The following is a 26,194-nucleotide window of genomic DNA, read 5'->3' on the forward strand; positions in this document are numbered from 1 at the left end:
CTAGAATACAGGGTACATCGATACTATAACCCAATCATAACTATTATATCCTCCCCAGGTGCTTCCACGTTGGAGTACAACCCTAACCCTTTGTTTTTCATTATACGAGAAGAATGTTTTTGTAAATCGATTAGCCTTTTCCGTATCTGGTTCCAGCTCGTCAGTTCCATTTATTACTTCCATAGCTGTTTCCATAGCTGTAGATGGAAATTGAGCATATTGGAATTGTGATTTCCAAGCACCATTTATTTTAACTTCATTTTCTGTCTTAGTATTTGCATATTTCATATGTTTATCAAAAATGTGACAATAACCATAGTCTCTAAATTTTTCTACAGGCATTACTATTTTTGACCCTTTAGCTGATTTGCCTGTTTGATCTTTCCAACCAGTGGCTGAAACAGCACTTCTTTGTACAAAATTAATTCCTTTAGTATTCGTTCCTGCATCAAACGGGATAAAAGCACTTGCTCCACAGAACGCTGAAGCATCTTTTTTTACTAATTCTGATAAAAGTTCTTGATTAGCTTTTGCTGGTTCAATACCTATTAAGAAAGTCAAAAATAAAGCTATCAATAATCCACTTATTTTTTTCATTTTCCCACTCCTTTTTTTTAATATAATATTATTGTATATTTTTACATTATATACTTAAATAGTATTTAGTAACTGTTTATAGTAAAACAAATAGTTATTATTATCATCAAATATTTTTTCAATTATTTCCCACAAAAAGAGCTTCATCCCAATACTAGTGAAGGTTACTACACTGGAGAAGCCATTTTTAATTGTATCAATTTCTTACAAAAAAATATTTTTATAACAAATTATTACTTTAGAATCGATATTGAATTCCATTAGTTTATTATAAATAAAATAGTATTAAGTAAATTCTAAACTATTTAAACCCAACCAATCCTTTCAGCAGTTTTATCAATAAGAATGTTCCTTTTACGAAGTACCTTATGACGTGAAATATACAGTTTATCCGAGATGTCTTCCCATTCGTAACAACCGTCTTTATCCCAATAGCGCATGTCTACGATTGTTCGCATATCCTCGTCTAACTCACTGTATAGGTCTTCCACAGTCTTGATGATGCGCTTTAAATTTTGATAATAGGCATCATTTGCAAGTACCATAGCTTTCTTAGCTGTTGTATCAGAAATCGTATTACTACGACCACCAACCATTTCACCGCCTTGATTATGCGGATGCAACAGCTCCCACTCACGGTATTGTAATTTCTTCTTATATTGTTCGTATTCAATCCAATATTTCTCGATGTTCTGTATTTCACTACGCGATAACGTAGGCATGTGCAGCACCTACCTTATATTCTTATTTTTTGTGTTTTACTTTATAGCCCTCGTATTTTTTGGTATATTTTAAAAGATAATTAAAGGAGTGGTATTAATGGAAAACCCGGCTTATAAATTACATTCAATATTAAGTGATGCATATTCAAGATGTGGTATGGATGGTAGTAGTAGGAATTTTAGTAAAACATGGGCTAATGTTTTTGATATTGATGAACAAGATATTTCGGCCCTATTAAACTCAATTAATTCACTATTAAATCTTGTAATTAAAACAAAAGAATATATCCAAAATAACGAATTTTTAAATGACGAGATGAATAATAGATTTTTAAGAGAAATAGAACTTTCTCTTAGTGAATTAAATTTCGATGGAAATATGCGCACATTTAAAAGTAATATAAACAGTGAAACTTTAACTGCACTAAAATATATTGCAAAACATATGGATCTCATTTATAAGTTTGATAATCAAAATATAAATGATCAAGATATTAAAAATTTAATAAGAGAGATTGACGAACTAATTGAAAGTATTACGCAATCAAGCCTTCAGGAAGAAGTTAAATTACTTTTATTTAAAAATCTGAATTTAATTCGTGAGGCATTATTTACATACAAAATAAGTGGTGCTGAAGGTATTCAAACAGCCTTAGAACAAACAATTGGATCATTATTTATTAACAATAAAAGTATTGTACAAGTTTCTAATGATGAGAATGTAAAGGGACTTTTTAATATAATTGATAAACTTAATTCAATACTGTCTACTGGTGTTGCAATTAAAGATTTGCTAGGACCTGTATTTAGCCTTTTAATAAAGTAACTAAAAAAACTTTACTTAATTAATTGGGAAACGCCGAAACATTCGTTTCCCTTTTTATCAAAACGCCCCTCTCTTTAGGTAGTTTTTCATCTGGTAATAAAAATGGTGATATATCCAATTCCCACCCTTGTTGTTAAAGGACAGTCTATACTAATCTAATAGGTCATCCTCATTTTCTTTTTGAACTACATCTTCCATGTTCAATTGTTCTACTACCTCGGTAGTTCCATCACCATTAACAGTATATTTAATGCCCTCATGGTCTTCTCCATCCTCAATATCCTCAATACTCATTTGACTTTGCTCAAGCAATAATTTAATGTTAAAGCCTGCCTTTGGATATAATTTAATAGTTTTTTCTTCGCTATCACCTTTAGCTTCAAATTTGAGTACGACCTTCTTGCTATCGCGCTGGATTGATTTAAACTCCGCAGATAATTTGATCTCACTAATCTCAATTATTACAATGCTACCTGCCATACCAATTAATTCTGATTTATATTTCACATCATCACCCAGGATATGAAACTCTAAAACTTCTTTTTTATCATCCTTTTGTATCTTTTTAAATAGAACATCTAATTCAACTTTAGACATTTTTCACACTCTCCATTTCAATTGTTTTATTTCCTAATATCGATTTAACTACTTCTGCTTGATAGATAGGACAACCAATAAAATCAGGTCTTTTAAACTGGTACATGATTCTTGCGATTTGAGCTAAAATATATGCATCTACAACATTGTCACTTTTATGTGAAAAGCCATAGTGATCTTTTACTGATTTCATAACTACTTTTTTCTTTTCTACACCAGTAATGCGTTTTTTGTTTCCTACTTCTCCAGTAAAACCAGTAACGTTTACAAATTTTTTAACAGCACTAGGAGCGACTTCGTAGTATTTAAAACCTCGTCTAGTTAGTGACATTCGCATACCCCAACCAATACCACCAAGCTGTATGCCTTGCTGTGTTGCAAATCCAAATCCCTCAATTGTAATGATGTCACCCTTTTGCATGTGGGCCATAACTTCGTCAATAAGGGTTATCATTCGATAAGGATCTTTATCACCTATGCCTGTTAATTCTTTAGCTCTAAGTACCTGTCCATTTTCGTCTAGTGCTACAAATCCTGTTTTAGTTGATGGATCTAAACCAATGAATCTCATAACGAGCCTCCAAATCTTTACTTCGTTCAATCATCATAGGTATGCCTTTACTACATAATCTTTAAAATCATGGAGTAAATGTTCATCCTCGATAATAAAAACCGTACCTACTGTATAATGTTCATCATAGAACCAAAATTCTTTAACCACTTGTACTCTCTCGTCTAGTTCAAAATAATTCGGTTTTTTCATTTTTACTCCCCTTTCTTTCGAGGAAAATCTTTCTACTGTTTATCCAATTCAACAAACTTCTGTTTCCAACCCATAAATAGCAATTTAAATTCATTCATCCCTATGTCTCGACCTTTTGCAAAGAACTGTTGAATGACTTTGCCTTGTTGCACTTTATCAGCTGGATCATGCCACAAGAATTCAACAACATCTGCATCTTGCTCAATAGATGATGATTCTTTTAAATGAGATAACTGCGGCTTTTTAACATTGTCACTTTCCCTGGTCATTTGCGATAACATCATGAAGCAACAATTCATATCACGCGCTATTTGCTTAGCTGTAGTAGTTACATTTCCTATAGCCTGTGCCCTAGTTTCATTTTTTCGCTGTGGAATCTTCATAATTTGCAAATAGTCAACAGCAATCATTGCAATTTGTCCGTAACGTTTTTTAAAACGTCTTGCTGTGGCTCTCACTTCTTCAATTGTGACACCACTCGAATCTTGAACAAATATCGGTAGTTTTTCGAGTTCCTTGTATGCATGTTCGATGACACCTAATTCCTCTGGTTTTAAGTCCTTGTTTTTTATACGACTGTATTGAATACCCGTAGAATTTGAAATCATTCGATCAAACAATTGAAACTTGTCCATTTCTTGTGACCAAATTAATACAGGACCACTCTTGGCAACTCCCATTATTCTTTGAAGCAGCATAGCTGTTTTACCAACACTAGGACGTCCAGCACTAACAAACAACCAACCTCTCCAAAGACCGTGCGCCCATTTGTCATATAGTTTAAATCCCGTTGGAATAAATTCAGCTCGTTTTAAAAGATGTTCGAAATACCCTTGTCGTGAATCCTTCAAACTTTCCATCTTTCCATCATCTTCTGGCCTTACTTCAGATGCTAGTTTTTCAATTTCAGCAAAATAATCATCGTCTGTTTCGAAATCCTCATGTAAAAGATTCATAATTCTTTGCCCTATATCCGTCCCACGTCGTCTTATAGCCCTCGAACGAACAATATTGGCATATGACACTACATTCACTGCAGAAGGGCAAGAAACGGCTAATTCAGCTAAATAAGAGATACTTACTTCATCCATCTTGTTATGCTGCATGTAAAGTTCAGTAACCGTTGTAATATCTATAGGTTGATTTCTATCATCCAACCATTTCATTACTCTAAAAATTTGTTGATGTCGTGGACTAATGAAATCCCTTGCTTCTAGGAAAAAGATGTCATCAATCATATCTGGTTCAAGAAATATTGCACCTAACACCGATTGTTCGGCTTCAAGTTCATAGTCAGTTGCTCCAATCAAAGTCATTCGGATCATTCCCGTCTTGTATCCACTTTTGGAACGCTATTTCTTTATCCCTTGGATCATATTGCGGTTTTTGTTTTGGTTGAACAGGTTTCTTTTCAGCGTTCATTTTAATCGCTAACTCCATAAATTTCTCACGAAGCTTTTTAGCCGATAATACATTAGTTCTCCAAAACGGATCTTTCGTCACCCAGTCCATGACTTGTTTTGCTAGATGCTTATCTACTCCGTCAAGCTCAATTAACTTACGCATGTCATCGGCCCATGTTTGCAAATTTGATTTTTTTATCAAATGAGATATTCCAGCCTCTTTTGCAACTTTTTCAACTTGATCATAAAAATACTTTGCCATTTTGAAATATGTGTTGTCCTCGTCATATTTTTGACGAGTAGTATTCTTTATATTTTCTTTATCTTTCTTTATCTTATTAGAACCGTCATTTTTGAGGGTTCTCTCCATCATATTTGAGGGTTCTCTCCTTTCAGAACCGTCATTTTTGAGGGTTCTATTTTTATAGAATTTCTTTGAGTTTTTCACTTTAAAAATATTTCCATAGGGCGTTCGTTTTGTGGTTATATATCCATGTTTTTTTAAAGTTGAAATATTCCTTTCAACTTTCGCCAGACTGTAACCTAACGATTCGGACATTTCAACATTTTTAACAGGCCTACCGCCGAGAACAATGCCGATAGTTTCATCATTTTCGACAACTTCTTTTGTAACCTTAGATATTAACCATAAAAATTCCCATAAAGCAGAACCAATTTTTTCGACATGACTTGGATCTAACAAACCCATATGCAATGGAAAATAGCGACTATCGGACATTATTCTCACCACCTTGTTAGCGCCCGTGTTGCCCTAAGCTTTCAACTGGCTGCGAATATACTTACTAATTTCCTTTGCAAACATTTCAATGTCCTGACGTTCATCTCCCTGGTAAGGTGTGTTTAGCCACTCATCGATAAGATTTGCAACAGCCGCTGAAATATTTTGTAGCTTCATATTTTCAATTTGTTTTCTCAGCTCGGCATTTTCTCGTTGCAGCATTTCCATAGCAGCTAAAACTAAACTATATGGATGCATTAAATGACCTCCAATCCGTAGTGCGTACCTGCCTGGTATCCGTTTTTCAATAGCTCTCTTTTAACGGTCATTTCTGCAAGCATAGGAAGGTTGTTATTGCTGCTTAAATGAGTTAGATAGATTCGTTCACCTTTACCTCTTACAAGCTCTTTAAGGGCTGTTGCTGTTTGTTCATTGGATAAGTGACCAATATGGCTCAATATCCTCGCCTTAACGCTGTTAGGGTAATCAGATGCTTCAACCATTCGTGGATCATGGTTAGCTTCAATAATATAAATATCCGAACCTTGCATGTGCCGTAGCATTTCTTTATCCACCTTGCCAGTGTCTAAACAAATAGATACTTTAAAATTATCTAAAGTCCATACAACGTATCCCTTCGGATCGTTTGCATCGTGATGAACATTAAAATGGCTTACTATAAAGTGGCCACAACCGAAAACACCTCCAACACCAATCGGCCTAATTAATTCATCTTCAACAGTAGTGATGTTTTTCCATTCACGCTCGCCAGCGTAAACAGGAATTTTATATTTATTGGCCAATGGCAGCCCTTTAATATGATCGCTATGTGCATGTGTAACAAAGATTGCTTTGACACTACTTGGCGTTATACCTACTTCCAATAGCCGTTTTTCTATTTTTGTCTTAGCAATACCTGCATCGATTAGAATGGTAGTTTCATTGGTTGTTAATGCTATACAATTTCCACTTGAACCACTTGCTAGGATGTCAACTTTCATTTTCTATCTTCCAACTCCTTATGACAACGTGAGCATATTTCTAGCCCACGGTATAAGTTGTATTCATTTTCATTCATTTCTTTCCCACACAGCCTACAATCCTTATTTCTCTCATAAACTATTGTTTGTGGTAGTTTCATAGTTTTTACTCGAGTAAGTCGTCTTTATTGCTTTGTTGTGTAGCGAGCATTTCAATATTTAAATCTAGCATTTCAATCAAGCCAACCATTTCAGCCTCTGTTGCTGTTGCAGGGTCAATATTCGGAGCATTTTTATCCAGGTATTCTTGTACAGCCTTTTTCGTTTTAATACCAAGCTGTTTCAACCTTGCGTTAATCTCCTTGCGTAATTCGTCAGCGCGAGTTAATACAGGCTGTTCAACTGGAGGCTTTAACTGTTCCTGATTAGGTGTAATATCCTTGCGTACTTGCGTAACAGGTTGCTGTACATCATTTTGTGTAATTGTTACATCTTCAAATGACAATCCATACTGTTTTTTCAGCGCACGCTGTTGCACGTGTTTACCAAACATATCGCTTGTCCATTTATTCCAGTTATCTTTGTTTTGACCGGTAAACATATGAGATACTTCATCAATGTCCATAATGACCGTTACAGGTGGATAACCATCACGATAAGCAACTGAATAGCCTCCAATAATTTTTCCACGTGGGAACCCGATTTCATGTTGTACCACTTCCATTTGCTTTGTTTCTTTATTCATAGCGATTTTAAATTCATCGTTCTCATGCACCATTTGTGTATCAGGTGGTATAAAACCTTCTTGTTCTCTCGCTTTTGAAAGATAAGCTTCTGCAGCAAATTGAATGCGTGCTTGGCTACCATATTTGATAAAGAAAATCTCGTTTTTAAATGGGTCTAAACCATATGATGCAGCCTTGTGGGCGAATAATAGAAATTCTTGATCATTAGCTGTAGGTGCAATCGAATTGCGAATGACCTCTAATACTGCAGGTTGAAAAGCTTCTGTAATTTCAGGTGTTAAAGTTGGTAAGTTTCTATTCATAATTAACGTGCCTCCGTAAATTTATTTAGGCCATTTTTAACCTGTTTTTTCATACTTTCAAATGCTTTGCTATATAGTTCATCTTCGTTTTGCCCTGGCTCTATAGAAATGGTTACTGCAGCATCTACTTTCACATTTTCGAAGTTTCCAAGATTCTTGGTATATGTGTAGCCTACTGTGATTTCTTTAGCGTTCATTCAGACACGACCTCCAATTCTTTCCCTTCAACAACGCGGCTAATGATTAATTGCCCATTTGGTTCCTTGAACTTAGTAATGGTTTCTGCATTATCTACAAAGCAAGGTACGATAAGATCACTTTGTTCTGACAACACATCACGAATTTCAAGTCCTGCTCTAGTTTGCTCACTAAATGAAAGTTTCATATAGTCTTTACCATCCATTTGAACAATGAAGGTTGGTTTATTTTCACCTGTTGTTTTCACTTCTTCGAACAGTTTTATTGATAAATTTTCGAACAAGTCTTGAACCTTTTTAACTTGTAATTCTGCTTCTTTTGCTTTGAAATCCTTAATGGCATCCAGGATAAAAATCGATTCATTAAGTGATTCAAGTGTTTCTTTTTCATTCGCTTCTGCTGTAATAACCTGTTCCTCTAAGCCCTTATATTGCTTATGCTTAGAAATCTCATATTCTATTGAATTTATCTTTTCTTGAAGTAAACGAGCTTTTTCTAGTTGCTCTGATACATCCACATATTCAAGTGTTTTAAGTTCTTCCTCTAACGCCTTTCGTTCATCTACTGCCTTTTGAAACTTCACTTTAACCTGTTGGATACGCTGCTCTTTTTCTGCCTTTACAGCATCGATAGCTTCATCTTGTAGTGTTTGATTACAAACGCGGCAAGTGTCTTGAATTTGCTCTCCTTTGAGCTGATTAAATTGGTCTTTAATATCGTCACGTACTTGTGACAAAACGTTAATTTGGTTGTTTAGAATATTGATTCTACCATTCACCGTTTGAGCTTTATCTGTCACTTCTTCTATATTGTTTCGTTCTTTAACAAGCTGTTTCAGTTCCACATTTAACGAATCTAATGGAACTGTTGGAGCATTTTGTTCTAACTGCTCTCGCAACGTCTTTGTGCAACTCTGAGCAGCTATATATTGTTTGTCCAACTTAGTTTTATTGGATCGATGAATTTTATCTAAATCCTCTAAAGAATGTTTTTTAACTAATGTGGCCAACTTGTCCGATTGTGGCTTAGGTAGCTCTTTTAACACTTCTTTATTTGCAGGTGCAGTTGTATGCTTTAAAATCATTTGACGTTGCTTTTCCCAGTGCAATGTAAAGAAGTAACTTGGATTAAACAGCGACAAGAATAAATCTTTATCAAATATCTTCTCAACAATCTCATTAAATTCAGTAGCTTTTGAAGGTACCTCATTTATATAAAACTTATTGCGTCCTTTTGCTATCTCACGGCCTAATAGAAGCTCTCCATCATCAACACTTAAATGCAGTGTTACGAGTGTGTTATCAGCCCGGTATGTTACTGGTGAGGGGTCTAATTTGCTACCCAATAAGTCGTTACCGTATAATAAGAATGTAATAGCTTCACCAATGGAGCTTTTACCTTTTGTATTATCCGCGAGGATCTTAGTCAGGTCGCCAAACTTAACTTCGAGATCTTCGTGGCTTTTAAAATTCTGCAAGTTTAATTGTTTGAATTTAATTTCCACTATGCTTTTCCTCCTTTATGGTTTACTTCATGTCGTGTCATAATGACTGTATAATTATTTTGATTGGAGCCCGGAACCGTTGCACCGGTATGGGGCTCTTATTTTTTTGCCATCACAATAGTTCCTCGTTGCCATTCGGCTACAAACTCATGAAACTCCCAACCTTTGTTTACTAGATTGTTAGCTACAAAGTAATCGCCCAGGACCTCTAAAAGACAATCGTTCATGTTATTCACCTACCAATTTTTATTAAGATTTTTATAATAATTGAACAGTCCTTTTTTTCTTAAAATGTCTACTTTTGATCGAATAGTATGCTCTGTCCTTCCAATGGCGAATGATATTGTTCTGGCGTGATCCACCTCATAAAACTTACAAATGTATTCAAGTTCTGATTCACTGAAAGGCTTACCGTGAGAAAAGTGAAACTCTGGATGGTAATGCATACGTCCATGTCTGTCATAAGTAATATTATCCTCAACCATTAGATTCAGCCCCTACCGAATTAATTTAATTGCACGATCAATTGTCTCAAGCACATTTGGATTTTTAGCACCTGCAGCCATTTTCTTTAGTGAAGCAACAACTTCATCTTTTTCTGTATTTGGTTGATATTTTTGAAGAATGATTTTGTCATCATCCATATAAATTTCTAATGGATCCTTTTCATCAATACCTAGTGTGCGACGTAACTCTTTTGGGATCACCACACGTCCTAAATCGTCTACTTTGCGTACAATACCTGTTGATTTCATTTTCATTCCCTCCTTATATTTCCTTTCTGTTAAACTATTGGTAGAAAGGATGGTGATACATATGGCTAAGACTGATAAAGAATTAACTGTTGAATTGGTAAATAATTATGTTAACAGTTGGAATTCTTCTAATAGAACAGAACCTATTAAATCAGGTTTATTAATTGACTTAATTAAAACTGTTCACAAAACTATTCAGGATTTACCTGAAACAAATGAGAAGTAGTGTTTATAGATAACTCAACATTAACTTCAAAATTTTTCTGAAGGACTTCTAATTTATTTAGGAGTTCTTTTCCCTTTTCTAAAGAATCTACTTCCACCTTAATATTTAAGGTCATTTTTTCTTCCAAACTCTTCACTCTCCATTCATAGTTTGATAGATTTATTTCTGACGTGTTGCTGCTACTTTATTAATCGCATTGCTGATTAAAGCTAAACGTTTCTCAACCGGTAATGCCAACCACTCTGCTACTTTGATTTTCATTTACTTTCACCACCTAACCACGAATCAATATCGTCTAGATCGAAAAGTAAAACTCTTGGTGCTGGACGACTAAACGGAATCCTATTAGTGCGCATTAAACTATAAATTGTTGATTGTCCAATTGGGCAGCTGATAGATTCTAAATAATCAACTAACGCTTTAACACCTCTAACTTTTCTCATTTCGAAACTCCTTTCCTACTCATTCTTAAATACATAAAATCTTACGAATGTGTTTTATATGCTCCTGAGCCTTAGGACCATCTTTACGTCCTCGAATTATTTCTGATAAATACGCATTTGAAATACCAACCATTTCAGCTAATTCCTTTTGGCTCATCTTCTTTTTAAATAGTTCTGATCTAACTTGTGCTCCTAAATCTTCTTGCATATTAGAACCTCCTTTAAAAATCAATTGACGTTGCTACCATCGCATAAGCTATAAGTTCGAATACTATACCGTCATGGGCTCGGTATCACAGCGCATGACTGAATTGTAAAATTTTCAAGCTAAATTATTAGCTAATTGTATTGACTATAAGTATCCAATAGTATACTATTTAACCATAGCTAAATAAGACTTTAAAAAGCCTGTGAAATCAACACTTTATCCGTTCCCCAACGATTCAAATGTGTTCTTATAGGTTGTCTTTTCTATTGTCTTTTAGCTAATAACTTAGCTTATGTGAATATAATAATACAATTGGATACACAAATCAACCTCAAATTATCCAATTGTATATTTTATTTTCTTTAAGTATCTAGAAAGGTTGATACTATGCTGTTTGAAAGAGTAAAAAAATTAGCAGAAGAGCGTGGAGAAAATTTAAAATCAGTTGCACAAAAATTAGGTTTTAGTGAGAATGCTTTTTATAAATGGAAAACACAAAGTCCGAAATCAGAAACATTAGAGAAGACAGCAGACTACTTCAATGTAAGCATTGACTACTTATTAGGTCGCACAGACCAAAAGGATATTTTGAAAAATAGTGATATACAAACAATCGCAGCACACCACGACGGTGAAGAATGGTCAGAAGAAGAATTAGAAGAAATTGAAGAATTTAAACGTTTTGTAGCTATGAGACGAGAGGCGCGTAAAAATAAGGGGGTATAACACATGCATTCATACGATACTTTACTAGATGAATGTAACGATTTAGAAATAGAAGTATATGAAATGGACAATATGAAGTGCAAAGGATTATATGGAGACGATGTTATTTGGATGAATAAATCGTTACCTTCCATTAGAGAAAAACGTTGTATTCTAGCTGAAGAGGTCGGGCATTACCATACAACAACTGGTGATATCCTCGACCTATCCAGTTTAGAAAATCAAAAACAAGAATTAAAGGCCAGAGCCTGGGCATATGAAAAGCTAGTTCCCTTCTCAAAAATCATACAGGCTCATAACCTACATATAGCAAACCGTTATGAACTAGCTGACTTTCTAAATGTAACAGAAGATTTTTTAGATGATGCTCTTGATTGGTATAAAAGTAAATATGGGCTATGTGTTTCTATAAGTAATTTTACAATTTGCTTTGAACCATTAAGAGTACTTGAAATGTTTGATTGGATTGAAACATCATCTTTGCAATATGGCACATAACTTTCAAAGTGTCTAAAAAATTTTACCCTAAAACAGAACATACATTCCTGTTAAAGGTGGTGATGAATTAATTTTAGCTGTATGTCTTTATTAGAAAGGAGAAAAACAATGGCAAGCTATAGAGAATTAGAACCTAGTAAGAATGGTAAACCCCGTATCAAGATTACAGTCGAACTTGGATATGATGAGGAAAAAGGTAAGCGTATAAGAAAATACAAAAATGTCACATTAAACAGCCTATCGGATCGAGCTATTAAAAAAGCAATGACGGAGTTCGAAATTGAAGTTGCTAATACGGAGATTGAAAATGATTTAGAGAATATTACTTTTGAACAATTTGTACAACGTTGGATGGATGTTTATGTACGTGTCGATTTAGCAGTTAAATCTAGGAATAGTTATGAATCGTGTTTGCAAGGAGGCATTCTAAAATATTTTAATAATATGAAACTATCAAAAATAAAAACATTTCATATTGTAAAGTTTTTCAAAGAAGAAAAAGAACAAGGAAAGCGTAATTTAAATGGAAAATACATGGTATTGAAAAGTATTTTCTCCAAAGCTATTGATTGGGGAGTTATTCAAGAAAATCCAATGAAGGGAGTCAAGCGTCCATACGTTGAAAAAAGAAATCGTGAAATACAGTTTTATAATGAAAGTCAGTTAAGACAACTACTCTCGATTCTGGATCAAGTTTATCCAAAACACAGACTACAGATTAAACTTGCAGTCTTCGGTGGTTTACGAATGACTGAAATAGCTGGTATTCGATTAGAATGCTTAGATTACACTAATAATTCAATATTAATCGATAAAACACTTCAATATGATAAAGAAACAAAACATTTTTTTTTAGGGTATACAAAAACCAAGAAATCTAGAAATGTATTTATCCCTGAATCTTTGATGCAGGAGATAAAAGAATATGAAAAGGGATTAAAAAAGTTAAAATTAAAATCAGGAGAATTGTGGACACCTATGCTTGATAATGAAAACAATCCAATAAACCTGTTATTTGTGAAAACCAATGGATTCCCTTCTCATCTAGATAGCATGTCCAATAGATGGAAAGAAATTGTAGCGAGATTTAACTTACCTATCCTAACTTTTCATGGATTACGCCACACATATGCTTCATATATGATTAGTAAAAATGTAAATTTTAAAATCATTCAAGAACAACTCGGGCACGTTGATATAAAACAAACTCTTAATACCTACAGCCATCTAACTGAGCGTGACAAAATAAAAGCAAGTGACTTATTTGACGAAATATTGTAAATGGTCGCCTTTTCGTCGCCTAAAGTCACTTGCTCCTTTTTAATTAAATAAAAATGTCTTTAAAACGTTGATATATCAACTATTCTTGAATTGCTGCTTCTAACGCTACAACGATCATATCGTTGAATGTAGTTTGACGTTCTTCTGCTGATGTTACTTCACCAGTTAGAATGTGGTCGCTTACTGTTAGGATAGAAAGTGCTTTACGGCCGTGTTTTGCAGCTAATGTGTAAAGTGCAGCAGATTCCATTTCTACAGCAAGTACGCCGTATTGAGCTAATTTTTCGTTTTGGTGTTCATCAGAATAGAACATATCTGCTGTAAAGATATTACCTACTTGTAAGTTTAAACCAGCTTCTTTACCTGCATTGTATGCTTTTAATAATAAATCAAAGTCAGAGATCGGCGCGAAGTCGATAGCGCCGCCCCAAATGATTTGGTTCATACGCGTATCAGAAGTTGCTCCTTGAGCTAAAATAACGTCACGAACTTTTACATCTTTTTGAATTGCACCACAAGTACCTACGCGGATTAATTTTTGAACATCATATTCTTGCATTAGTTCTGTAGCGTAAATCGAGATTGAAGGCACACCCATACCAGTACCTTGTACAGAAATACGTTTACCTTTATAAGTACCTGTAAAACCAAACATGTTACGTACTTCGTTATAGCAAGTAACATCTTCTAAAAACGTTTCAGCAATGTACTTAGCTCGTAATGGATCTCCTGGAAGTAAAATTGTGTCAGCGATTTCGCCTTTTTTTGCATTAATATGAATACTCATACTGCAATCCCTCTTTTCTGTCAGTTATCACTATAAATAATACTGTGTTTCTCATTTTTTCGCAATGCTAGACGTCTAGCAACTTGAAATAAATTATTTTATTTTAAACTAAGATCATGCATGATCTACGTATAATGCCCACAACTCATCAAATACTTCTGTTGTTAAGTTGTCAGTGGCGTATGATTCAATATATGAAGAAAGCTCATCAAAGTCTTCGCTCTGCTTCGGAAAATTATGTTCATTGAACATTTCCTCCGCAAATCGCACCTTCGGATCTGACCAATCCCCACCTCTGAATGTTAGTACATACAAATAAAAGCTCTTTTTCATTCTAGAAATCCCCTCTTTACTCATCTGCTTTCCGCTAGTTTATCAAAAAATACCTTCTTCGTCACAAAAAAATCTATTAAGTATTTTCTCCTACTATTACGAATAGAACTATTCTCTCGTTAACTCTGGACTTTCGTCTCAGAAAAAAATATGTATTTGTTGTCTAAAAAATGAAAATTTTTAGATAAAAACGATAGAAATACCTAACAAAATAAGGTAAAATTTTAACCAATATTCAAAAATAGGATGGTGATGGCGATGAAAAACTTTCACAAACTCAGGAACTCTACACAGAAACGATTGTCTCTCTTTAAAACTAACTTTTCAAAAAAGAAATCAAATGATATAGAAGTCGATAGGCATAATCTCCCTCCTGCTCAAGAAAAACGACAACGTTTTTACCATTTAATACGAGGAAAAGTACTTATTATATTTTCTCTCATTATTGTTATAAATGGCACAATGGGTTTATTATCGTATATCAATATTCAAAATCTGCAAAGACAAATGAAGGACTTTACTGAGAAAAACGTTCTGGAACAATTAACTGTCAACCAACTTGCGTGTGAAATTGCGAGGCTCACCAATTTAGAACAAGCCTACTTAATTACCGGGAACGGGAACTTTGCTACTTCTTATAAAATGAAAATCGATACCATCGATAAAAAATTGAAAACCTTAGAAGAGCAGTTTACAGAAAGAGAGTTAGAATTAAGTCATATACAGGCGATCAATCAATATTATAAAAATTACCTTGAATATTCTAAAAAGGTCATGACAATGCGTGATGAGCTCGGTCTCGAACAAGCTCGCAAGCTCATGATGGGCGGTACTGGCGAAACGATGAAGAATTATATTGATAACAATATCGAGTCCATTAATGCGGTTATGGATGATGCTAATAAAGCTAAATTAGATAAGCTTAACAAACAAGTTACACTATCCATTACTTCTTTCATCTTAATTTCAATACTTGGATTTATTGCAATTATTATTTTTGGTTTTATGTTATTTAAATCATTAAGAAACAATACACAGGCCATTAACCATTCCATTCTCGATATTGCACAGGCTGGTGGCGACTTGACACGACGTGTGAAAGTTCGTAATCATGACGAGTTCTCAATTATCGCCGCTTCAACCAATACACTTATTGAATCGATATCTAATTTGATCAAACGTGTCAGTAATCTAGCGGACCACGTTTCAAGTAGTAGCCAGGAACTAATGTCATTAGCCGATGAAAATGCGCGTACCATACAGAATATCGCAGATGCTACAGCTGATATCGCGAGTGATAGCGAGAATACGATCTCTAGTATGACTAGCGCACAACAAAAAATGAGTGATCTTGAGCATTCTGTGAACCATTTAAATGAGCAAGCAAATGCTGTTAAGCGTGCTTCCTTAGCTATGCAGCAAGCAGCTGACGAAGGCAGTCGCTCTGTACAACAATCTTCATTAGTTATGCAAGCTATAGAAGAAACGATGGCCTCCACTACTTCCACAGTTGAAGCACTCGGTCGAAAATCCGCCGACATAACATCTATTATCGGCACGATTACTGCTATTTCAGAGCAAACAAATTTACTCGCCTTAAATGCAGCAATTGAGGCAGCACGCGCTGGTGAGCATGGACGAGGCTTTGCGGTTGTCGCTGATGAAGTTCGAAAGCTAGCAGTGCAATCTCAAAATGCCGCTAGAGAAGTATCATCCATTGTAACGTCCATTCAAGACGAAGTATCATCCATAATCTCTCAAAACCACGAGGGTGTATCATCCGTTATTCGTGGCGTTGAAGTAACGAATGAAACAAACCAATCTTTAGCCAATATTTTAACGCATACTCAAGAAACGACAACAATTATCGCGACTATGGTAGAGAAAATTGCATTAACACTTGATTATAGCAATGCTGTAGCGAATGATTTTATCCATGTGAATGCCTATGCTGAGCAATCAGCTGCCAACACGGTCACTTCTGCTGCTGCCGCCACTCAAGGATCTGCATCCATGCAGGAAATTAATGCCGCTGCCACAGAGCTTGCTCAACAGGCAGATAGTCTACGAAATCTTGTCAGTGAATTTAAAGTTTAATAGTGTCCTGGAAAGATGTTCATTTTACATGAAGCAAATGCATGAACTAGTGCCGGAGTTTTTTAAATATAGTATGAACAATAGTTTACGATTTGGAGAGGAAAATGCTAACTAACTTAAATCAATACCTAAAAGAATTAATGGTGTATATTCCAGAAGGAGAAATCAGCTTACGTGATTTTCACAACGAGCAAAAATGGATTAGTTCAAACTATAAATTTGGAATGCCAGGTATAAGAAAAAATTTAAAAGAAGTTACTTGGAATGTTGAGATAAAGCCATTTTATCTCAGCAAATATACTGTGACTGAAGAACTTTATATGGTTATAATGGGGAAGAAATTTTCAACAATAAATGATCGAAAACCAATTGTTAATGTTTCATGGATAGATACAGTGAACTTTTGTAATTTATTGTCTGACGCTCTGGGTTATGACAAGTTTTATGATTTTGATAAAAAAAGTAAATCAGTTGTATGCAATCATAGTTCTAATGGCTTCCGATTACCGACAGATGCTGAATGGCAATATGCATGTAAAGCAAAGTCAAAAGGATATCGATATGGAAACATTGATGACATTGCTTGGTATAAAGATAATTCTAACGAACATGTACACAATGTTGGAGAAAAAGTGCCGAATGAATGGGGCTTGTACGACATGATAGGAAATGTTTGGGAATGGTGCTGGGACTTATACGATGAAGAGATATTTGGTAATTACCGAATAATTCGAGGAGGAAGTTGGGCTGAAGAAGAACGTGGATGCGGAGCTACTTGTCGCCGAAAGAGTATGCCTGATTTCTTTATTGATGATATCGGATTTAGGATTGCAAGATCATTCATTTAATATTTCTAATCAATTATGACGTTCTATCCATCAGTTTGACGAGTTTATCCGTCGTTTAGAGGGCCCTTTCCGTCGATTCCGTTGTTCTTTCCGTCGTATCGGAGGCCCTTTCCGTCTCTTGAAAGTTCTTCCGTCGTTTGGATGGCTCTTTCCGTCGCTTGAAAGTTCTTCCGTCGCTTCGAGGGCGCTTTCCGTCGATTCCGTTGTTCTATCCGTCGTTTCGACGATCCTTTCCGTCGCTTGAATGTTCTTCCGTCGCTTCGAGGGTTCTTTCCGTCACTTCGACTTTTCTTTCCGTCGCTCCGATGACCCTTTTCGTCGCTTGAATTTTCTTCCGTCGTTTCGAGGGCCCTTTCCGTCGATTCGGAGGCCCTTTCCGTCGTTTGGATGTTTCTTTCCGTCGCTCCGATGACCCTTTCCGTCGCTTGAATTTTCTTCCGTCGTTTCGAGGGCGCTTTCCGTCGCTTGATTGTTCTTCCGTCGTTTGGATGGCTCTTTCCGTCGCTTCGGAGGCCCTTTCCGTCGTTTGGAGGGCTCTTTCCGTCGTTTGAAAGTTCTTCCGTCGTTTGGATGTTTCTTTCCGTCGCTCCGATGACCCTTTCCGTCGCTTGAATTTTCTTCCGTCGCTTCGAGGGCCCTTTCCGTCGATTCCGTTGTTCTATCCGTCACTTCGACGTTTCTTTCCGTCGCTTTGTGTGTTCTTTCCGTCACTTCCGTTGTTCTATCCGTCGTTTCGACGATCCTTTCCGTCGCTTGAATGTTCTTCCGTCGCTTCGAGGGCCCTTTCCGTCGATTCGGAGGCCCTTTCCGTCGATTCGGAGGCCCTTTCCGTCGTTTGGATGTTTCTTTCCGTCGCTCCGATGACCCTTTCCGTCGCTTGAATTTTCTTCCGTCGTTTCGAGGGCGCTTTCCGTCGCTTGATTGTTCTTCCGTCGTTTGGATGGCTCTTTCCGTCGCTTCGGAGGCCCTTTCCGTCGTTTGGAGGGCTCTTTCCGTCGTTTGAAAGTTCTTCCGTCGTTTGGATGTTTCTTTCCGTCGCTCCGATGACCCTTTCCGTCGCTTGAATTTTCTTCCGTCGCTTCGAGGGCCCTTTCCGTCGATTCCGTTGTTCTATCCGTCACTTCGACGTTTCTTTCCGTCGCTTTGTGTGTTCTTTCCGTCACTTCCGTTGTTCTATCCGTCGTTTCGACGATCCTTTCCGTCGCTTGAATGTTCTTCCGTCGCTTCGACGTTTCTTTCCGTCACTTCGACTTTTCTTTCCGTCGCTCCGATGACCCTTTCCGGTCGCTTGATTGTTCTTCCGTCGCATCGAGGGCCCTTTCCGTCGCTTCGGTTGTTCTATCCGTCGTTTCGGAGGCCCTTTCCGTCACTTGATTGTTCTTCCGTCGTTTCGATGACCCTTTCCGTCGCTTTTGAAACAATTTTAAAATCATAAAAAAAACTCCTAGCACGATATAATCCTGCTAGGAGTTGTTGTTATTTAAATAACGAAAGATATTCTGCATAGCCTTCTTTTTCTAAATCTTCTTTTGGTACAAAGCGGAGGGCTGCGGAGTTAATACAATAGCGTAAGCCTCCAAGCTCACTTGGTCCATCAGGAAAGACATGTCCTAAATGAGAATCAGCGTCTGAGCTTCGAACTTCTACGCGACGCATACCATGAGAAGCATCAAAATGCTCCGTTACTTCTTCTTTTACAATCGGCTTTGCAAACGCTGGCCATCCACAGCCTGAATCAAATTTATCGAGCGAGCTAAATAATGGCTTTCCTGACACGATATCTACATAAATTCCCTCTTCAAAGTGCTTATCAAATTCATTTCGGAACGGTGGCTCTGTTCCATTTTCCTGTGTCACATAGTATTGCATGTCCGTTAACTCTTTTAATCGTTGTTCTTTATTCATTTTTCAGCCCCCAGTGTGACTCCTGAAACGCTTTACGACCAGACCCGATAGCATAGCGTTCGTAGTGCATTGGATTTTTCTTATAATAATATTGATGATAGTCTTCGGCCGGGTAAAACGAACTTGCCGGTAAAATTTTCACTGCGATCGGTTTATTGAATTTACCAGATGCCTGTAAATCTTCTTTAGAACGTTCAGCTAAATCACGTTGCTCATCATTGTGGTAAAAAATCGCGGTAGTGTAGGACTCTCCACGATCATAAAATTGTCCTCCAGCATCGGTTGGATCAATTAATGTCCAAAATGTCGCGAGTAATTGCTCGTAAGAATATAACTCATCATCAAAGGTAATTTGAACCGCTTCAACATGGCCTGTCGTTTCAGAGCATACTTGTTCATATGTTGGATTGACAACATGTCCACCCGTATAGCCGGAAATTACTGATTCAATGCCAGGTGTTTCGTCAAAGGGCTTAACCATACACCAAAAACAACCACCTGCAAACGTTGCAACTTGCTTTGCCATTTATCTCACTCCTTATTCACCAGGAACAATAAGTTCAAGTAGAATCTTATCCTTTGGTAAGTCTAATTCCTTTGCTTTAATACGAGATCCAGAAGCAATGTTAATGCGCGATAAGTCAATATAGATTTCTGCCTTATTCGGATTAATTGTAATCCACGAAGGGAAATCCACCGTGTCTCGCATAATTTTCATTGTCGTCTCTGGTGGAATATTTAAGAGCCCTACATTCATTCCAGTCTGCTTTAAAATGATATTACCTTTCTCATCCACAATAGGATCGAAATTCATAGAAATCGGAATTTCTGTATAGAACACCTTTAATGTACTGCTTAATTGAATATCATCACCAATCGAAAAGTCCAACGGTAATGGTGACCCCGCATCCTTTAAATACTTTTTAGATATTGATTCTAATTCCTTCGTTGTGGTTTGAACAACGAGGACATTTCCCTTTACTTCGCTTTCATCTTTTGAACTCTCCGCAAAATTTACTCCATCTACTGGTCTAGTTGCTAAAAAAACGACGAGGAGGATTGCAAAAAGCACTGTGCCCGCTAAGGCAAAAAATGCAAATTTCCATTTATTCATTTCGTCACTCCTCGAAGCCTATTTCCTTATTAATCCTTTGTTCCATGTTACATTTCTCCATTGCTTTTTTAATTCGTTCTGTCATTTTATCATAGCCTTTTGCATTTGGGTGGAAGAAATCCGTATGATAAACGAGTTCTTTATTTGAATCAAACAAGTCCTCCACTGATACATAACAAGCATTAGTATCTTTCTTTGCTATGTCTTCTATGACTTTATTCCACTCCGTAATAATCGTATCAAATTCATTCGCTTCATTTGTCACGATTGAGAAGGGATTATAAAAACCGATAAGTAATAGAGGCACATTTGGATTTTTTTCTCGTATGCCGTCAACAATTTTACTATAACGTTTCTTATAGGACTTCAATTCCTTATCAAAAGCATCTCGTTTCAAATTAAACAGATCTTGTCTGACAATCTTCATGACATCGTTTCCACCCATTGTAATTGAAATGAGCTGTGCTTTTTGCAACTCTTCATCATAATGCCCTTTTTCCACTAATTTTAATAGCTGATCACTACGTCTTCCTCTTTTGCCTCGATTATCGACTTCAACATCAGAAATCGAGGGCCAAGCTACCAATGAATCTGATAATCTTCCAACAAAACCGTCCTTATTATACTCATCACCGACACCGGCAGTTAAAGAATCACCGAGTGCTAGGTACTGTAGTTGCTTTGCGCTTTCATCATCAATTTTCCGTAAATCCTCTGGTGAAGGCTCAAAAAAATGTTCGAAAATTTGCGTCAATACATTCTTTGAGGATTTTTCCTCATTTTCTGTTTGTTGCTCATCCTGTTTCATATCTTGCTCCGTCCCTGCGTGCTCCCCTTCTGGTTCTGCTTGCGGATTCGGTTCATCTATTGATATATCACAACCACTTAGTACTAAGACGGTCAAACATGACAAAACTATCATGCGCCAAATACTCATTTGACCACCTTCCATCATTTGCTGTTCTTTTATTATAGAATAGTTCATGCTGTAATGAAAAGTGACTATACCTAGGTATTGGTAAAAATGTGTGTATTCAACGATTTTTTCGTATGAATAGGCATGGCACTTTTCAACAATAAAAAGCCACTACAAATATTATGTAGTAGCTCTCTTATATTATTCTGCAAAATAAATAAAACCGATTGCACCAGGGCCAGTATGAGTTGAGATGATTGGTGAAGTAAAAGCAATTTCTACTTCTTCAAAACCTGTTCCCTCGATTAATTCTTTTAAAGGTGTACCCATCGTTGTTAGACCCTCGGCGTGAGAAATACCTACTGACTTAACTGTTTTTCCAGCAGTATCAACTTGGAATTGCTTAAATAAGTAGTTCACAACCTGTTTATGACTACGTACTTTCGATACAGGGTTGTATGCGCCACCTTCTAAGTTTGCAATAACTTTTATATTCAGCAATGAACCGATAAAGCCTGTACCTTTCCCAATTCGTCCGCCTTTAATTAAATTTTCAAGTGTGTCGACAATAACATATAAATACGTATTTTCGCGTACTTTCTCTAGACGGGCAACAATTTCCTCGACAGTAGCGCCTGCATCGCGCATTTTAATAGCTTCACGAATTTGAATAGCTAAACCGATGGCAATGAAACGTGAATCGACCACAGTTACATCAGAGTCTGACATTTGCGCTGCCTGACGAGCTGATTCTACTGTTCCGCTCATACTACCTGTCATATGAATGGAAATAATTTGATCTCCGTCTTTACCTAGCTCATCGTATAATTCTTTAAATTTTCCCGGTGCAGGCTGCGAGCTTTTCGGTAAATTTTTAGCATTTTTCATTAAACCTAAAAAAGGTTGTGGCTCTAAATCAACACCATCTATATAAGTTTTATCATCAATTTGAATTGTTAGAGGCACAATATGTATACCGTGCTTTGCTACTTCTTCTTTTGTTAAATCACAAGTTGAGTCCGTTACTATATGAATTCGTCCCACTTCGACACATCCTTTTACTTCATTAAAATTTATTATATAGACTAATGAATCATTATGTAAACATGACATTTGTCATTAGGTTTCATTCATTTCAGTCCATTTTGAAACCGCTACCTTGGTTACTATAGCGCTTTGTTGAGTCCTTGTCTAACAAAGTCCTCCAAGCATAGAAGAATTTATATGACACTTTTGACGTCGAAAACATGACAAATGTAAATACCAGGATGAAAATTATTGGGGTATAGTAAATGTATACACGGAAGGAGTGTTCGATATGATGGATTCTTTTGACTACAAAACATGGAAGGAAGAATTGTGGAATGCCATTACACATGGCATTGGATTTATCGCAAGTATTCCAGCACTAGTTGTTCTTATTTTAGCAGCTGTACAAACCGGGAGTGCACTCCAAATTACAACGTTTACTATTTTTGGGGCCTCTGTGATCGTTTTATTTTTAATGTCAACGCTACTACATAGTATGCCAGAAAAATACAAACACTTTTTCGCTATTCTTGATCATTCTTCTATTTATATTTTAATCGCAGGAACGTATACACCTTTCCTTTTAATCGCAATTGGTGGCACGCTAGGTATTACTTTATTATGTATTATTTGGTCACTTGCCATACTAGGCGTTATTTTTAAATGTTTTTTTATTAATCGATTCGAGAAGCTTTCTTTAATTTTTTACATCGGTATGGGCTGGTTAATTATTTTTGCCATTAAGCCTGTCTATCTTTTCCTAGGTTTTCATGGTTTTGCTTTACTGTTTGCAGGAGGGCTTTTCTATACGATTGGAGCTATCTTTTACGCATGGCGCTCACTTCCTTACAATCATACGATTTGGCATCTATTTGTGTTAGCAGGTTGTGGCTCGATGTATGCTTGTGTTTATTTTTACTTGTAGCTTTTTCAGGTATAAAATATGGGAACGTCCGATTTGGACGTTCCCATTCATATTTCAATAAAGTCCCTATAATAGAATAACTGAATAGATAAGTAAGTTTTTTTAAATACTGCGTTCCCCTACCCAAACTCCTTGCATTTTACTTAGGAGTACAATTTGCCCAATATGATATGCGTCGTGCATTGCTAAACTCTTCAATTCAAGCACTAATGATCTTTCTCCAATAATCTTTCTATACAAATCTTCTTGTTCTGATATTGCTAGTATTTTTTCAAGTTCACGATGAACATAAAAGTATTCTTCTTTTGTTTCCTCCCAATTTTGAAACGTCTCAGTTGGTAATCGAAATGTAGATTCATTATTTTCTGCATGTGGTTCATTCGCTGTATCACCAAGGAATCGCATCAGCAGTCTCTTTTTAAAGAAAAGTAAATGACAAAGTAATTCCCAAATGGAATTCATTGCCCTCTCAACTGGTTTCCAAATTGCCTGTTCAAAAGTAATATCCTCTAGCACTTTTTCAAGTGGTGGAAACCAGTCTTCTTCATCTAAGCAGCTTGCCCATTGTTGTAACAAAAGTGTCTTTACATCCATCTACTATACCCTCCAATAACTTATATAGAATTCGCTCTCTTATAAAGAGCGATTAATAATTGGGTTCACCCTTTAGTTTTTTTGTTAGTCTGCTCACAACACTTCTTGTACATTTTCTTCATATTCATTCTATTCGATAAACAACATCTTGATGAGCATGAAAATAGTCAGTTTCAATGACTACACCGCCGTATGGTTCAATGATTCCACTTGTAATTGCACAGCTCAAACATTCAACTTTTACATTTTCACCATTTGATAAGGTTATTTTTCTCACAGATGTCTCCCTTTAGTTTGAATATAGAAATCAAAAAAGCGTTCATTATAAAGTCAACTGTACAAATTCTATAAAAGCTTCTTCTTCCTCAATAAACGGGTTATGATTAGATTGTTCAAAAATCGTTAATTTTGCATTAGGGGTAACATCGGCAATTTCGATACTGAATTCAATTGGGCATTGAGCGTCATATCTACCTGCAAATACATAGGTTGGTATATGTATTAATTTCAATCGTTCTCGAATATCGAAGTTTTTTACTTCAACTTTTCTAAAATAATTAAGATTTTTCCCTACTGTACGTCCACTATTTGGTCGAGTGATTGCTAATTTTAATTTTTCCTCAGAATGATAAGACATTAGAGCCCATTCATAGCTTAACTTCTGACGCTCTTCTCGAACTGTATCCGGATTGTTCAGTAAATCCATTATTTCAATTATGCGATTGAAATGTTTATTTTCAGCGCAATAAATACTATTTGGGTGACTTGCGTATTCTTTGCTTGCTGCTGTACATCCAGCTACTATTTTTGTTAAAGATTGTGGTGTATCCACTGCATATTGAAGCGCCAGCATTCCACCTGTTGAATGACCTGCAAAAGCCCATTTTTCAGGCATTAACGCTTCTCGAATCGCCTCTAAATCTTTCACGATTTCTTTAAAGCTAAATTGCTCATCATCTGCTATATCTGCTGAATTTCCAGCTCCTCTCACATTGATCAAGTACACTTTATAGTGTTCAGTGAATGGTTCGGCAAATAAATTTCCTCGTTCATCAAAGCTCATATAAAAGTGTGTAATAGCTAATGGTTACCCTTCTCCACGTACAAAATATTCAATTCGTCCTCTACTTGTTTCAATAAAGTTTTGTTCCCACATTGACAATGACACCCCTCAAAATGAAATCTTAATTTTCTTTTTCTATGAGACCTGAAAATAAGCTTCGATTCATCGGACGATCTAGGATCTATCCGCCATTTGGTTGTTGCTCCCTCGTTTCGATGGCTCTTTCCGTCACTTCGACCATACTGTCCGTCGCTTTTATGGCTCTTTCCGTCGCTTCAACGGTTTTATCCGTCGCTCAATTATTCATCCGTCGTTTCGTTGGCCCATTCCGTCGCTTCGACATTTCCTTCAGTAGCTCTATAGTCCTACCGAATTTTAAGTGGACAGTCAGAACTTAAATCAACCTCACATTTTTTAATGATGAGCCTTACAATTATTAATACTACAAATATTTCCAAAAACCTTTAATTAGTAACAAAAAAAGCACGGTCACTTATCACCGTGCTTTATCGTTCCTGCTTTATTTAGTTTTTCGCTCGAAAATCTGATATTGGAATGTGTAACCATCTGGTGCTGTTTCTGGCTCCTCTGAGGATACTTGTACAAAATCTTGCTCATATTTCGGGAAGTATGTATCCCCATTAAACGAATGATTGATTTTTGTAATGTACAAGCGATCTGCGATATCCATAGATAGGCGGAAAATTTGCTCGCCACCAATAATCATAATTTCTGGAACATCCCCAGCAAGGGCAAGGGCACCCTCTAAGCTTGTCACAACTTCAATCCCATCAGCCTGATAATTTTCATCACGCGTAATTACGATATTACGTCGACCTGGGAGCGGTCTACCGATGGATTCAAATGTTTTACGCCCCATAATCATTGGCTTCCCCATCGTTTTATCCTTAAAATATTTTAAATCCCCAGGCAAATGCCACGGCATGCCATTTTCATAGCCAATTACAAAATTATTATCATGTGCCACAATTAAAGAAATCATATTGTCCCTCCAAATACTATCGTTCATTATATTATAAACATAATTTAACTTTACAATCAGATTATT

39 protein-coding genes and 2 pseudogenes are annotated in these 26,194 nt (G+C 36.3%); 9 read left to right on the forward strand and 32 right to left on the reverse strand.

Annotated features, from left to right (window positions below; translation table 11 throughout):
- The gene (locus tag JNUCC51_RS00445; protein ID WP_337990319.1) at positions 1-597 is read right to left on the reverse strand and encodes a hypothetical protein; all 597 of its coding nucleotides are present in this window, start codon (positions 595-597) and stop codon (positions 1-3) included.
- Between the two features lie 305 nt (positions 598-902).
- Positions 903-1,319 (reverse strand): DUF722 domain-containing protein, encoded by a 417-nt coding sequence (locus tag JNUCC51_RS00450; RefSeq protein WP_337990320.1) that lies wholly within the window; start codon positions 1,317-1,319, stop codon positions 903-905.
- A gap of 97 nt (positions 1,320-1,416) precedes the next feature.
- Here JNUCC51_RS00450 and JNUCC51_RS00455 point away from each other — a divergent pair, with 97 nt between their 5' ends.
- The gene (locus tag JNUCC51_RS00455; protein ID WP_337990321.1) at positions 1,417-2,145 is read left to right on the forward strand and encodes a hypothetical protein; all 729 of its coding nucleotides are present in this window, start codon (positions 1,417-1,419) and stop codon (positions 2,143-2,145) included.
- A gap of 150 nt (positions 2,146-2,295) precedes the next feature.
- Here JNUCC51_RS00455 and JNUCC51_RS00460 read toward each other — a convergent pair whose 3' ends face one another.
- The 16 genes and pseudogenes from JNUCC51_RS00460 to JNUCC51_RS00535 form a co-directional block, all read right to left on the reverse strand.
- Positions 2,296-2,742 carry a hypothetical protein gene (locus JNUCC51_RS00460; protein ID WP_337990322.1) on the reverse strand — a complete coding sequence of 149 codons (447 nt, stop codon included), beginning with the start codon at positions 2,740-2,742 and terminating at the stop codon, positions 2,296-2,298.
- Entirely contained in the window at positions 2,735-3,313 is a 579-nt protein-coding gene (locus JNUCC51_RS00465; protein ID WP_337990323.1) for a hypothetical protein, read from the reverse strand. Before JNUCC51_RS00465 ends, JNUCC51_RS00460 begins: the two co-directional genes overlap by 8 nt.
- Before the next feature lie 33 nt (positions 3,314-3,346).
- Positions 3,347-3,505, reverse strand: coding sequence for a hypothetical protein (locus JNUCC51_RS00470; protein WP_337990324.1), 159 nt, complete (start codon positions 3,503-3,505; stop codon positions 3,347-3,349).
- Between the two features lie 32 nt (positions 3,506-3,537).
- Complete coding sequence (locus JNUCC51_RS00475; protein WP_337990325.1) at positions 3,538-4,821, reverse strand: replicative DNA helicase; 1,284 nt, start codon at positions 4,819-4,821, stop codon at positions 3,538-3,540.
- Positions 4,799-5,647 carry a phage replication protein O gene (locus tag JNUCC51_RS00480; protein WP_337990326.1) on the reverse strand — a complete coding sequence of 283 codons (849 nt, stop codon included), beginning with the start codon at positions 5,645-5,647 and terminating at the stop codon, positions 4,799-4,801. Before JNUCC51_RS00480 ends, JNUCC51_RS00475 begins: the two co-directional genes overlap by 23 nt.
- 33 nt (positions 5,648-5,680) lie before the next feature.
- Positions 5,681-5,905: a hypothetical protein gene (locus tag JNUCC51_RS00485; protein ID WP_337990327.1), complete on the reverse strand. Its 225-nt coding sequence runs from the start codon at positions 5,903-5,905 to the stop codon at positions 5,681-5,683.
- Entirely contained in the window at positions 5,905-6,648 is a 744-nt protein-coding gene (locus JNUCC51_RS00490; protein ID WP_337990328.1) for an MBL fold metallo-hydrolase, read from the reverse strand. The genes JNUCC51_RS00485 and JNUCC51_RS00490 overlap by 1 nt, the downstream gene beginning before the upstream one ends.
- A 145-nt stretch (positions 6,649-6,793) precedes the next feature.
- The gene (locus tag JNUCC51_RS00495; RefSeq protein WP_337990329.1) at positions 6,794-7,675 is read right to left on the reverse strand and encodes a RecT family recombinase; all 882 of its coding nucleotides are present in this window, start codon (positions 7,673-7,675) and stop codon (positions 6,794-6,796) included.
- Positions 7,676-7,677: 2 nt separating this feature from the next.
- Positions 7,678-7,872: a hypothetical protein gene (locus JNUCC51_RS00500; RefSeq protein ID WP_337990330.1), complete on the reverse strand. Its 195-nt coding sequence runs from the start codon at positions 7,870-7,872 to the stop codon at positions 7,678-7,680.
- The gene (locus tag JNUCC51_RS00505) at positions 7,869-9,377 is read right to left on the reverse strand and encodes an AAA family ATPase (RefSeq protein ID WP_337990331.1); all 1,509 of its coding nucleotides are present in this window, start codon (positions 9,375-9,377) and stop codon (positions 7,869-7,871) included. Before JNUCC51_RS00505 ends, JNUCC51_RS00500 begins: the two co-directional genes overlap by 4 nt.
- Positions 9,378-9,475: 98 nt before the next feature.
- Entirely contained in the window at positions 9,476-9,604 is a 129-nt protein-coding gene (locus JNUCC51_RS00510; RefSeq protein ID WP_337990332.1) for a hypothetical protein, read from the reverse strand.
- 9 nt (positions 9,605-9,613) lie between these two features.
- Positions 9,614-9,862 (reverse strand): DNA-entry nuclease, encoded by a 249-nt coding sequence (locus JNUCC51_RS00515; RefSeq protein WP_337990333.1) that lies wholly within the window; start codon positions 9,860-9,862, stop codon positions 9,614-9,616.
- 117 nt (positions 9,863-9,979) lie between these two features.
- Positions 9,980-10,138 (reverse strand): annotated as a pseudogene (gene abrB / locus JNUCC51_RS00520) (transition state genes transcriptional regulator AbrB); the annotation flags it as partial.
- A 185-nt stretch (positions 10,139-10,323) separates the two neighbouring features.
- Positions 10,324-10,485 carry a hypothetical protein gene (locus tag JNUCC51_RS00525; RefSeq protein ID WP_337990334.1) on the reverse strand — a complete coding sequence of 54 codons (162 nt, stop codon included), beginning with the start codon at positions 10,483-10,485 and terminating at the stop codon, positions 10,324-10,326.
- A 130-nt stretch (positions 10,486-10,615) separates the two neighbouring features.
- Positions 10,616-10,801, reverse strand: a complete 186-nt coding sequence (locus tag JNUCC51_RS00530) for a MerR family transcriptional regulator (RefSeq protein WP_337990335.1) — start codon at positions 10,799-10,801, stop codon at positions 10,616-10,618.
- A 25-nt stretch (positions 10,802-10,826) separates the two neighbouring features.
- Positions 10,827-11,009: a helix-turn-helix domain-containing protein gene (locus JNUCC51_RS00535; protein ID WP_337990336.1), complete on the reverse strand. Its 183-nt coding sequence runs from the start codon at positions 11,007-11,009 to the stop codon at positions 10,827-10,829.
- A gap of 387 nt (positions 11,010-11,396) precedes the next feature.
- Here JNUCC51_RS00535 and JNUCC51_RS00540 point away from each other — a divergent pair, with 387 nt between their 5' ends.
- The 3 genes from JNUCC51_RS00540 (at position 11,397) to JNUCC51_RS00550 (ending at position 13,514) form a co-directional block, all read left to right on the forward strand.
- A complete protein-coding gene (locus JNUCC51_RS00540; protein ID WP_337990337.1) occupies positions 11,397-11,735 on the forward strand; it encodes a helix-turn-helix domain-containing protein in 339 nt (112 codons plus the stop codon).
- Positions 11,736-11,738: 3 nt separating this feature from the next.
- Complete coding sequence (locus tag JNUCC51_RS00545) at positions 11,739-12,233, forward strand: ImmA/IrrE family metallo-endopeptidase (protein ID WP_337990338.1); 495 nt, start codon at positions 11,739-11,741, stop codon at positions 12,231-12,233.
- A gap of 108 nt (positions 12,234-12,341) precedes the next feature.
- Complete coding sequence (locus JNUCC51_RS00550; RefSeq protein WP_337990339.1) at positions 12,342-13,514, forward strand: tyrosine-type recombinase/integrase; 1,173 nt, start codon at positions 12,342-12,344, stop codon at positions 13,512-13,514.
- Positions 13,515-13,593: 79 nt separating this feature from the next.
- Here JNUCC51_RS00550 and deoD read toward each other — a convergent pair whose 3' ends face one another.
- Together deoD and JNUCC51_RS00560 are read right to left on the reverse strand one after the other, a co-directional pair.
- The gene (gene deoD / locus JNUCC51_RS00555) at positions 13,594-14,301 is read right to left on the reverse strand and encodes a purine-nucleoside phosphorylase (RefSeq protein WP_337990340.1); all 708 of its coding nucleotides are present in this window, start codon (positions 14,299-14,301) and stop codon (positions 13,594-13,596) included.
- Positions 14,302-14,415: 114 nt separating this feature from the next.
- Positions 14,416-14,634 carry a YozE family protein gene (locus JNUCC51_RS00560; protein WP_337990341.1) on the reverse strand — a complete coding sequence of 73 codons (219 nt, stop codon included), beginning with the start codon at positions 14,632-14,634 and terminating at the stop codon, positions 14,416-14,418.
- 258 nt (positions 14,635-14,892) lie between these two features.
- Here JNUCC51_RS00560 and JNUCC51_RS00565 point away from each other — a divergent pair, with 258 nt between their 5' ends.
- The 3 genes from JNUCC51_RS00565 (at position 14,893) to JNUCC51_RS00575 (ending at position 17,823) form a co-directional block, all read left to right on the forward strand.
- Entirely contained in the window at positions 14,893-16,731 is a 1,839-nt protein-coding gene (locus JNUCC51_RS00565) for a methyl-accepting chemotaxis protein (RefSeq protein ID WP_337990342.1), read from the forward strand.
- A gap of 104 nt (positions 16,732-16,835) precedes the next feature.
- Positions 16,836-17,579 carry a formylglycine-generating enzyme family protein gene (locus tag JNUCC51_RS00570; protein ID WP_337990343.1) on the forward strand — a complete coding sequence of 248 codons (744 nt, stop codon included), beginning with the start codon at positions 16,836-16,838 and terminating at the stop codon, positions 17,577-17,579.
- A gap of 118 nt (positions 17,580-17,697) precedes the next feature.
- Positions 17,698-17,823, forward strand: a complete 126-nt coding sequence (locus tag JNUCC51_RS00575; RefSeq protein ID WP_337990344.1) for a hypothetical protein — start codon at positions 17,698-17,700, stop codon at positions 17,821-17,823.
- A 32-nt stretch (positions 17,824-17,855) separates the two neighbouring features.
- Here the strand turns inward: JNUCC51_RS00575 and JNUCC51_RS00580 are convergent, their stop codons facing one another.
- The 8 genes from JNUCC51_RS00580 to JNUCC51_RS00615 all read right to left on the reverse strand — a co-directional run bounded on the left by JNUCC51_RS00580 (position 17,856) and on the right by JNUCC51_RS00615 (position 22,558).
- Complete coding sequence (locus tag JNUCC51_RS00580) at positions 17,856-18,290, reverse strand: hypothetical protein (RefSeq protein ID WP_337990345.1); 435 nt, start codon at positions 18,288-18,290, stop codon at positions 17,856-17,858.
- Positions 18,287-18,742: a hypothetical protein gene (locus JNUCC51_RS00585; RefSeq protein ID WP_337990346.1), complete on the reverse strand. Its 456-nt coding sequence runs from the start codon at positions 18,740-18,742 to the stop codon at positions 18,287-18,289. Before JNUCC51_RS00585 ends, JNUCC51_RS00580 begins: the two co-directional genes overlap by 4 nt.
- A gap of 78 nt (positions 18,743-18,820) precedes the next feature.
- The gene (locus tag JNUCC51_RS00590; RefSeq protein WP_337990347.1) at positions 18,821-19,012 is read right to left on the reverse strand and encodes a hypothetical protein; all 192 of its coding nucleotides are present in this window, start codon (positions 19,010-19,012) and stop codon (positions 18,821-18,823) included.
- Between the two features lie 43 nt (positions 19,013-19,055).
- Positions 19,056-19,484: a peptide-methionine (R)-S-oxide reductase MsrB gene (msrB, locus tag JNUCC51_RS00595; RefSeq protein WP_337990348.1), complete on the reverse strand. Its 429-nt coding sequence runs from the start codon at positions 19,482-19,484 to the stop codon at positions 19,056-19,058.
- Complete coding sequence (gene msrA / locus JNUCC51_RS00600) at positions 19,477-20,010, reverse strand: peptide-methionine (S)-S-oxide reductase MsrA (protein ID WP_337990349.1); 534 nt, start codon at positions 20,008-20,010, stop codon at positions 19,477-19,479. The genes msrB and msrA overlap by 8 nt, the downstream gene beginning before the upstream one ends.
- A gap of 12 nt (positions 20,011-20,022) precedes the next feature.
- Positions 20,023-20,598 (reverse strand): YpmS family protein, encoded by a 576-nt coding sequence (locus JNUCC51_RS00605; protein WP_337990350.1) that lies wholly within the window; start codon positions 20,596-20,598, stop codon positions 20,023-20,025.
- A 4-nt stretch (positions 20,599-20,602) separates the two neighbouring features.
- On the reverse strand, positions 20,603-21,535 hold the full coding sequence (locus JNUCC51_RS00610; RefSeq protein ID WP_337990351.1) for a GDSL-type esterase/lipase family protein: 933 nt from the start codon (positions 21,533-21,535) through the stop codon (positions 20,603-20,605).
- Between the two features lie 180 nt (positions 21,536-21,715).
- Positions 21,716-22,558, reverse strand: coding sequence for a DegV family protein (locus tag JNUCC51_RS00615; protein ID WP_337990352.1), 843 nt, complete (start codon positions 22,556-22,558; stop codon positions 21,716-21,718).
- Positions 22,559-22,832: 274 nt separating this feature from the next.
- Between JNUCC51_RS00615 and trhA the strand changes: the two genes are divergently transcribed.
- Positions 22,833-23,468 carry a PAQR family membrane homeostasis protein TrhA gene (gene trhA / locus JNUCC51_RS00620; RefSeq protein WP_337990353.1) on the forward strand — a complete coding sequence of 212 codons (636 nt, stop codon included), beginning with the start codon at positions 22,833-22,835 and terminating at the stop codon, positions 23,466-23,468.
- A gap of 102 nt (positions 23,469-23,570) precedes the next feature.
- Here trhA and JNUCC51_RS00625 read toward each other — a convergent pair whose 3' ends face one another.
- From JNUCC51_RS00625 to JNUCC51_RS00635, 3 genes and pseudogenes are all read right to left on the reverse strand, one after another.
- Positions 23,571-24,062 (reverse strand): DinB family protein, encoded by a 492-nt coding sequence (locus tag JNUCC51_RS00625; protein WP_337990354.1) that lies wholly within the window; start codon positions 24,060-24,062, stop codon positions 23,571-23,573.
- Positions 24,063-24,186: 124 nt separating this feature from the next.
- Positions 24,187-24,339 (reverse strand): hypothetical protein, encoded by a 153-nt coding sequence (locus JNUCC51_RS00630; RefSeq protein ID WP_337990355.1) that lies wholly within the window; start codon positions 24,337-24,339, stop codon positions 24,187-24,189.
- 45 nt (positions 24,340-24,384) lie between these two features.
- Positions 24,385-25,218, reverse strand: a pseudogene (locus tag JNUCC51_RS00635) (alpha/beta fold hydrolase).
- Positions 25,219-25,321: 103 nt separating this feature from the next.
- On the opposite strand from JNUCC51_RS00635, the gene JNUCC51_RS00640 reads away from it, so the two are divergent.
- Positions 25,322-25,480 (forward strand): hypothetical protein, encoded by a 159-nt coding sequence (locus JNUCC51_RS00640; protein ID WP_337990356.1) that lies wholly within the window; start codon positions 25,322-25,324, stop codon positions 25,478-25,480.
- 165 nt (positions 25,481-25,645) lie between these two features.
- Here the strand turns inward: JNUCC51_RS00640 and JNUCC51_RS00645 are convergent, their stop codons facing one another.
- On the reverse strand, positions 25,646-26,128 hold the full coding sequence (locus JNUCC51_RS00645; RefSeq protein WP_337990357.1) for a dihydrofolate reductase: 483 nt from the start codon (positions 26,126-26,128) through the stop codon (positions 25,646-25,648).
- Positions 26,129-26,194 lie beyond the last annotated feature (66 nt).

The sequence above is a fragment of the Lysinibacillus sp. JNUCC 51 genome (assembly GCF_015999525.1).
Classification (GTDB): Bacteria; Bacillota; Bacilli; order Bacillales_A; family Planococcaceae; genus Lysinibacillus; species Lysinibacillus xylanilyticus.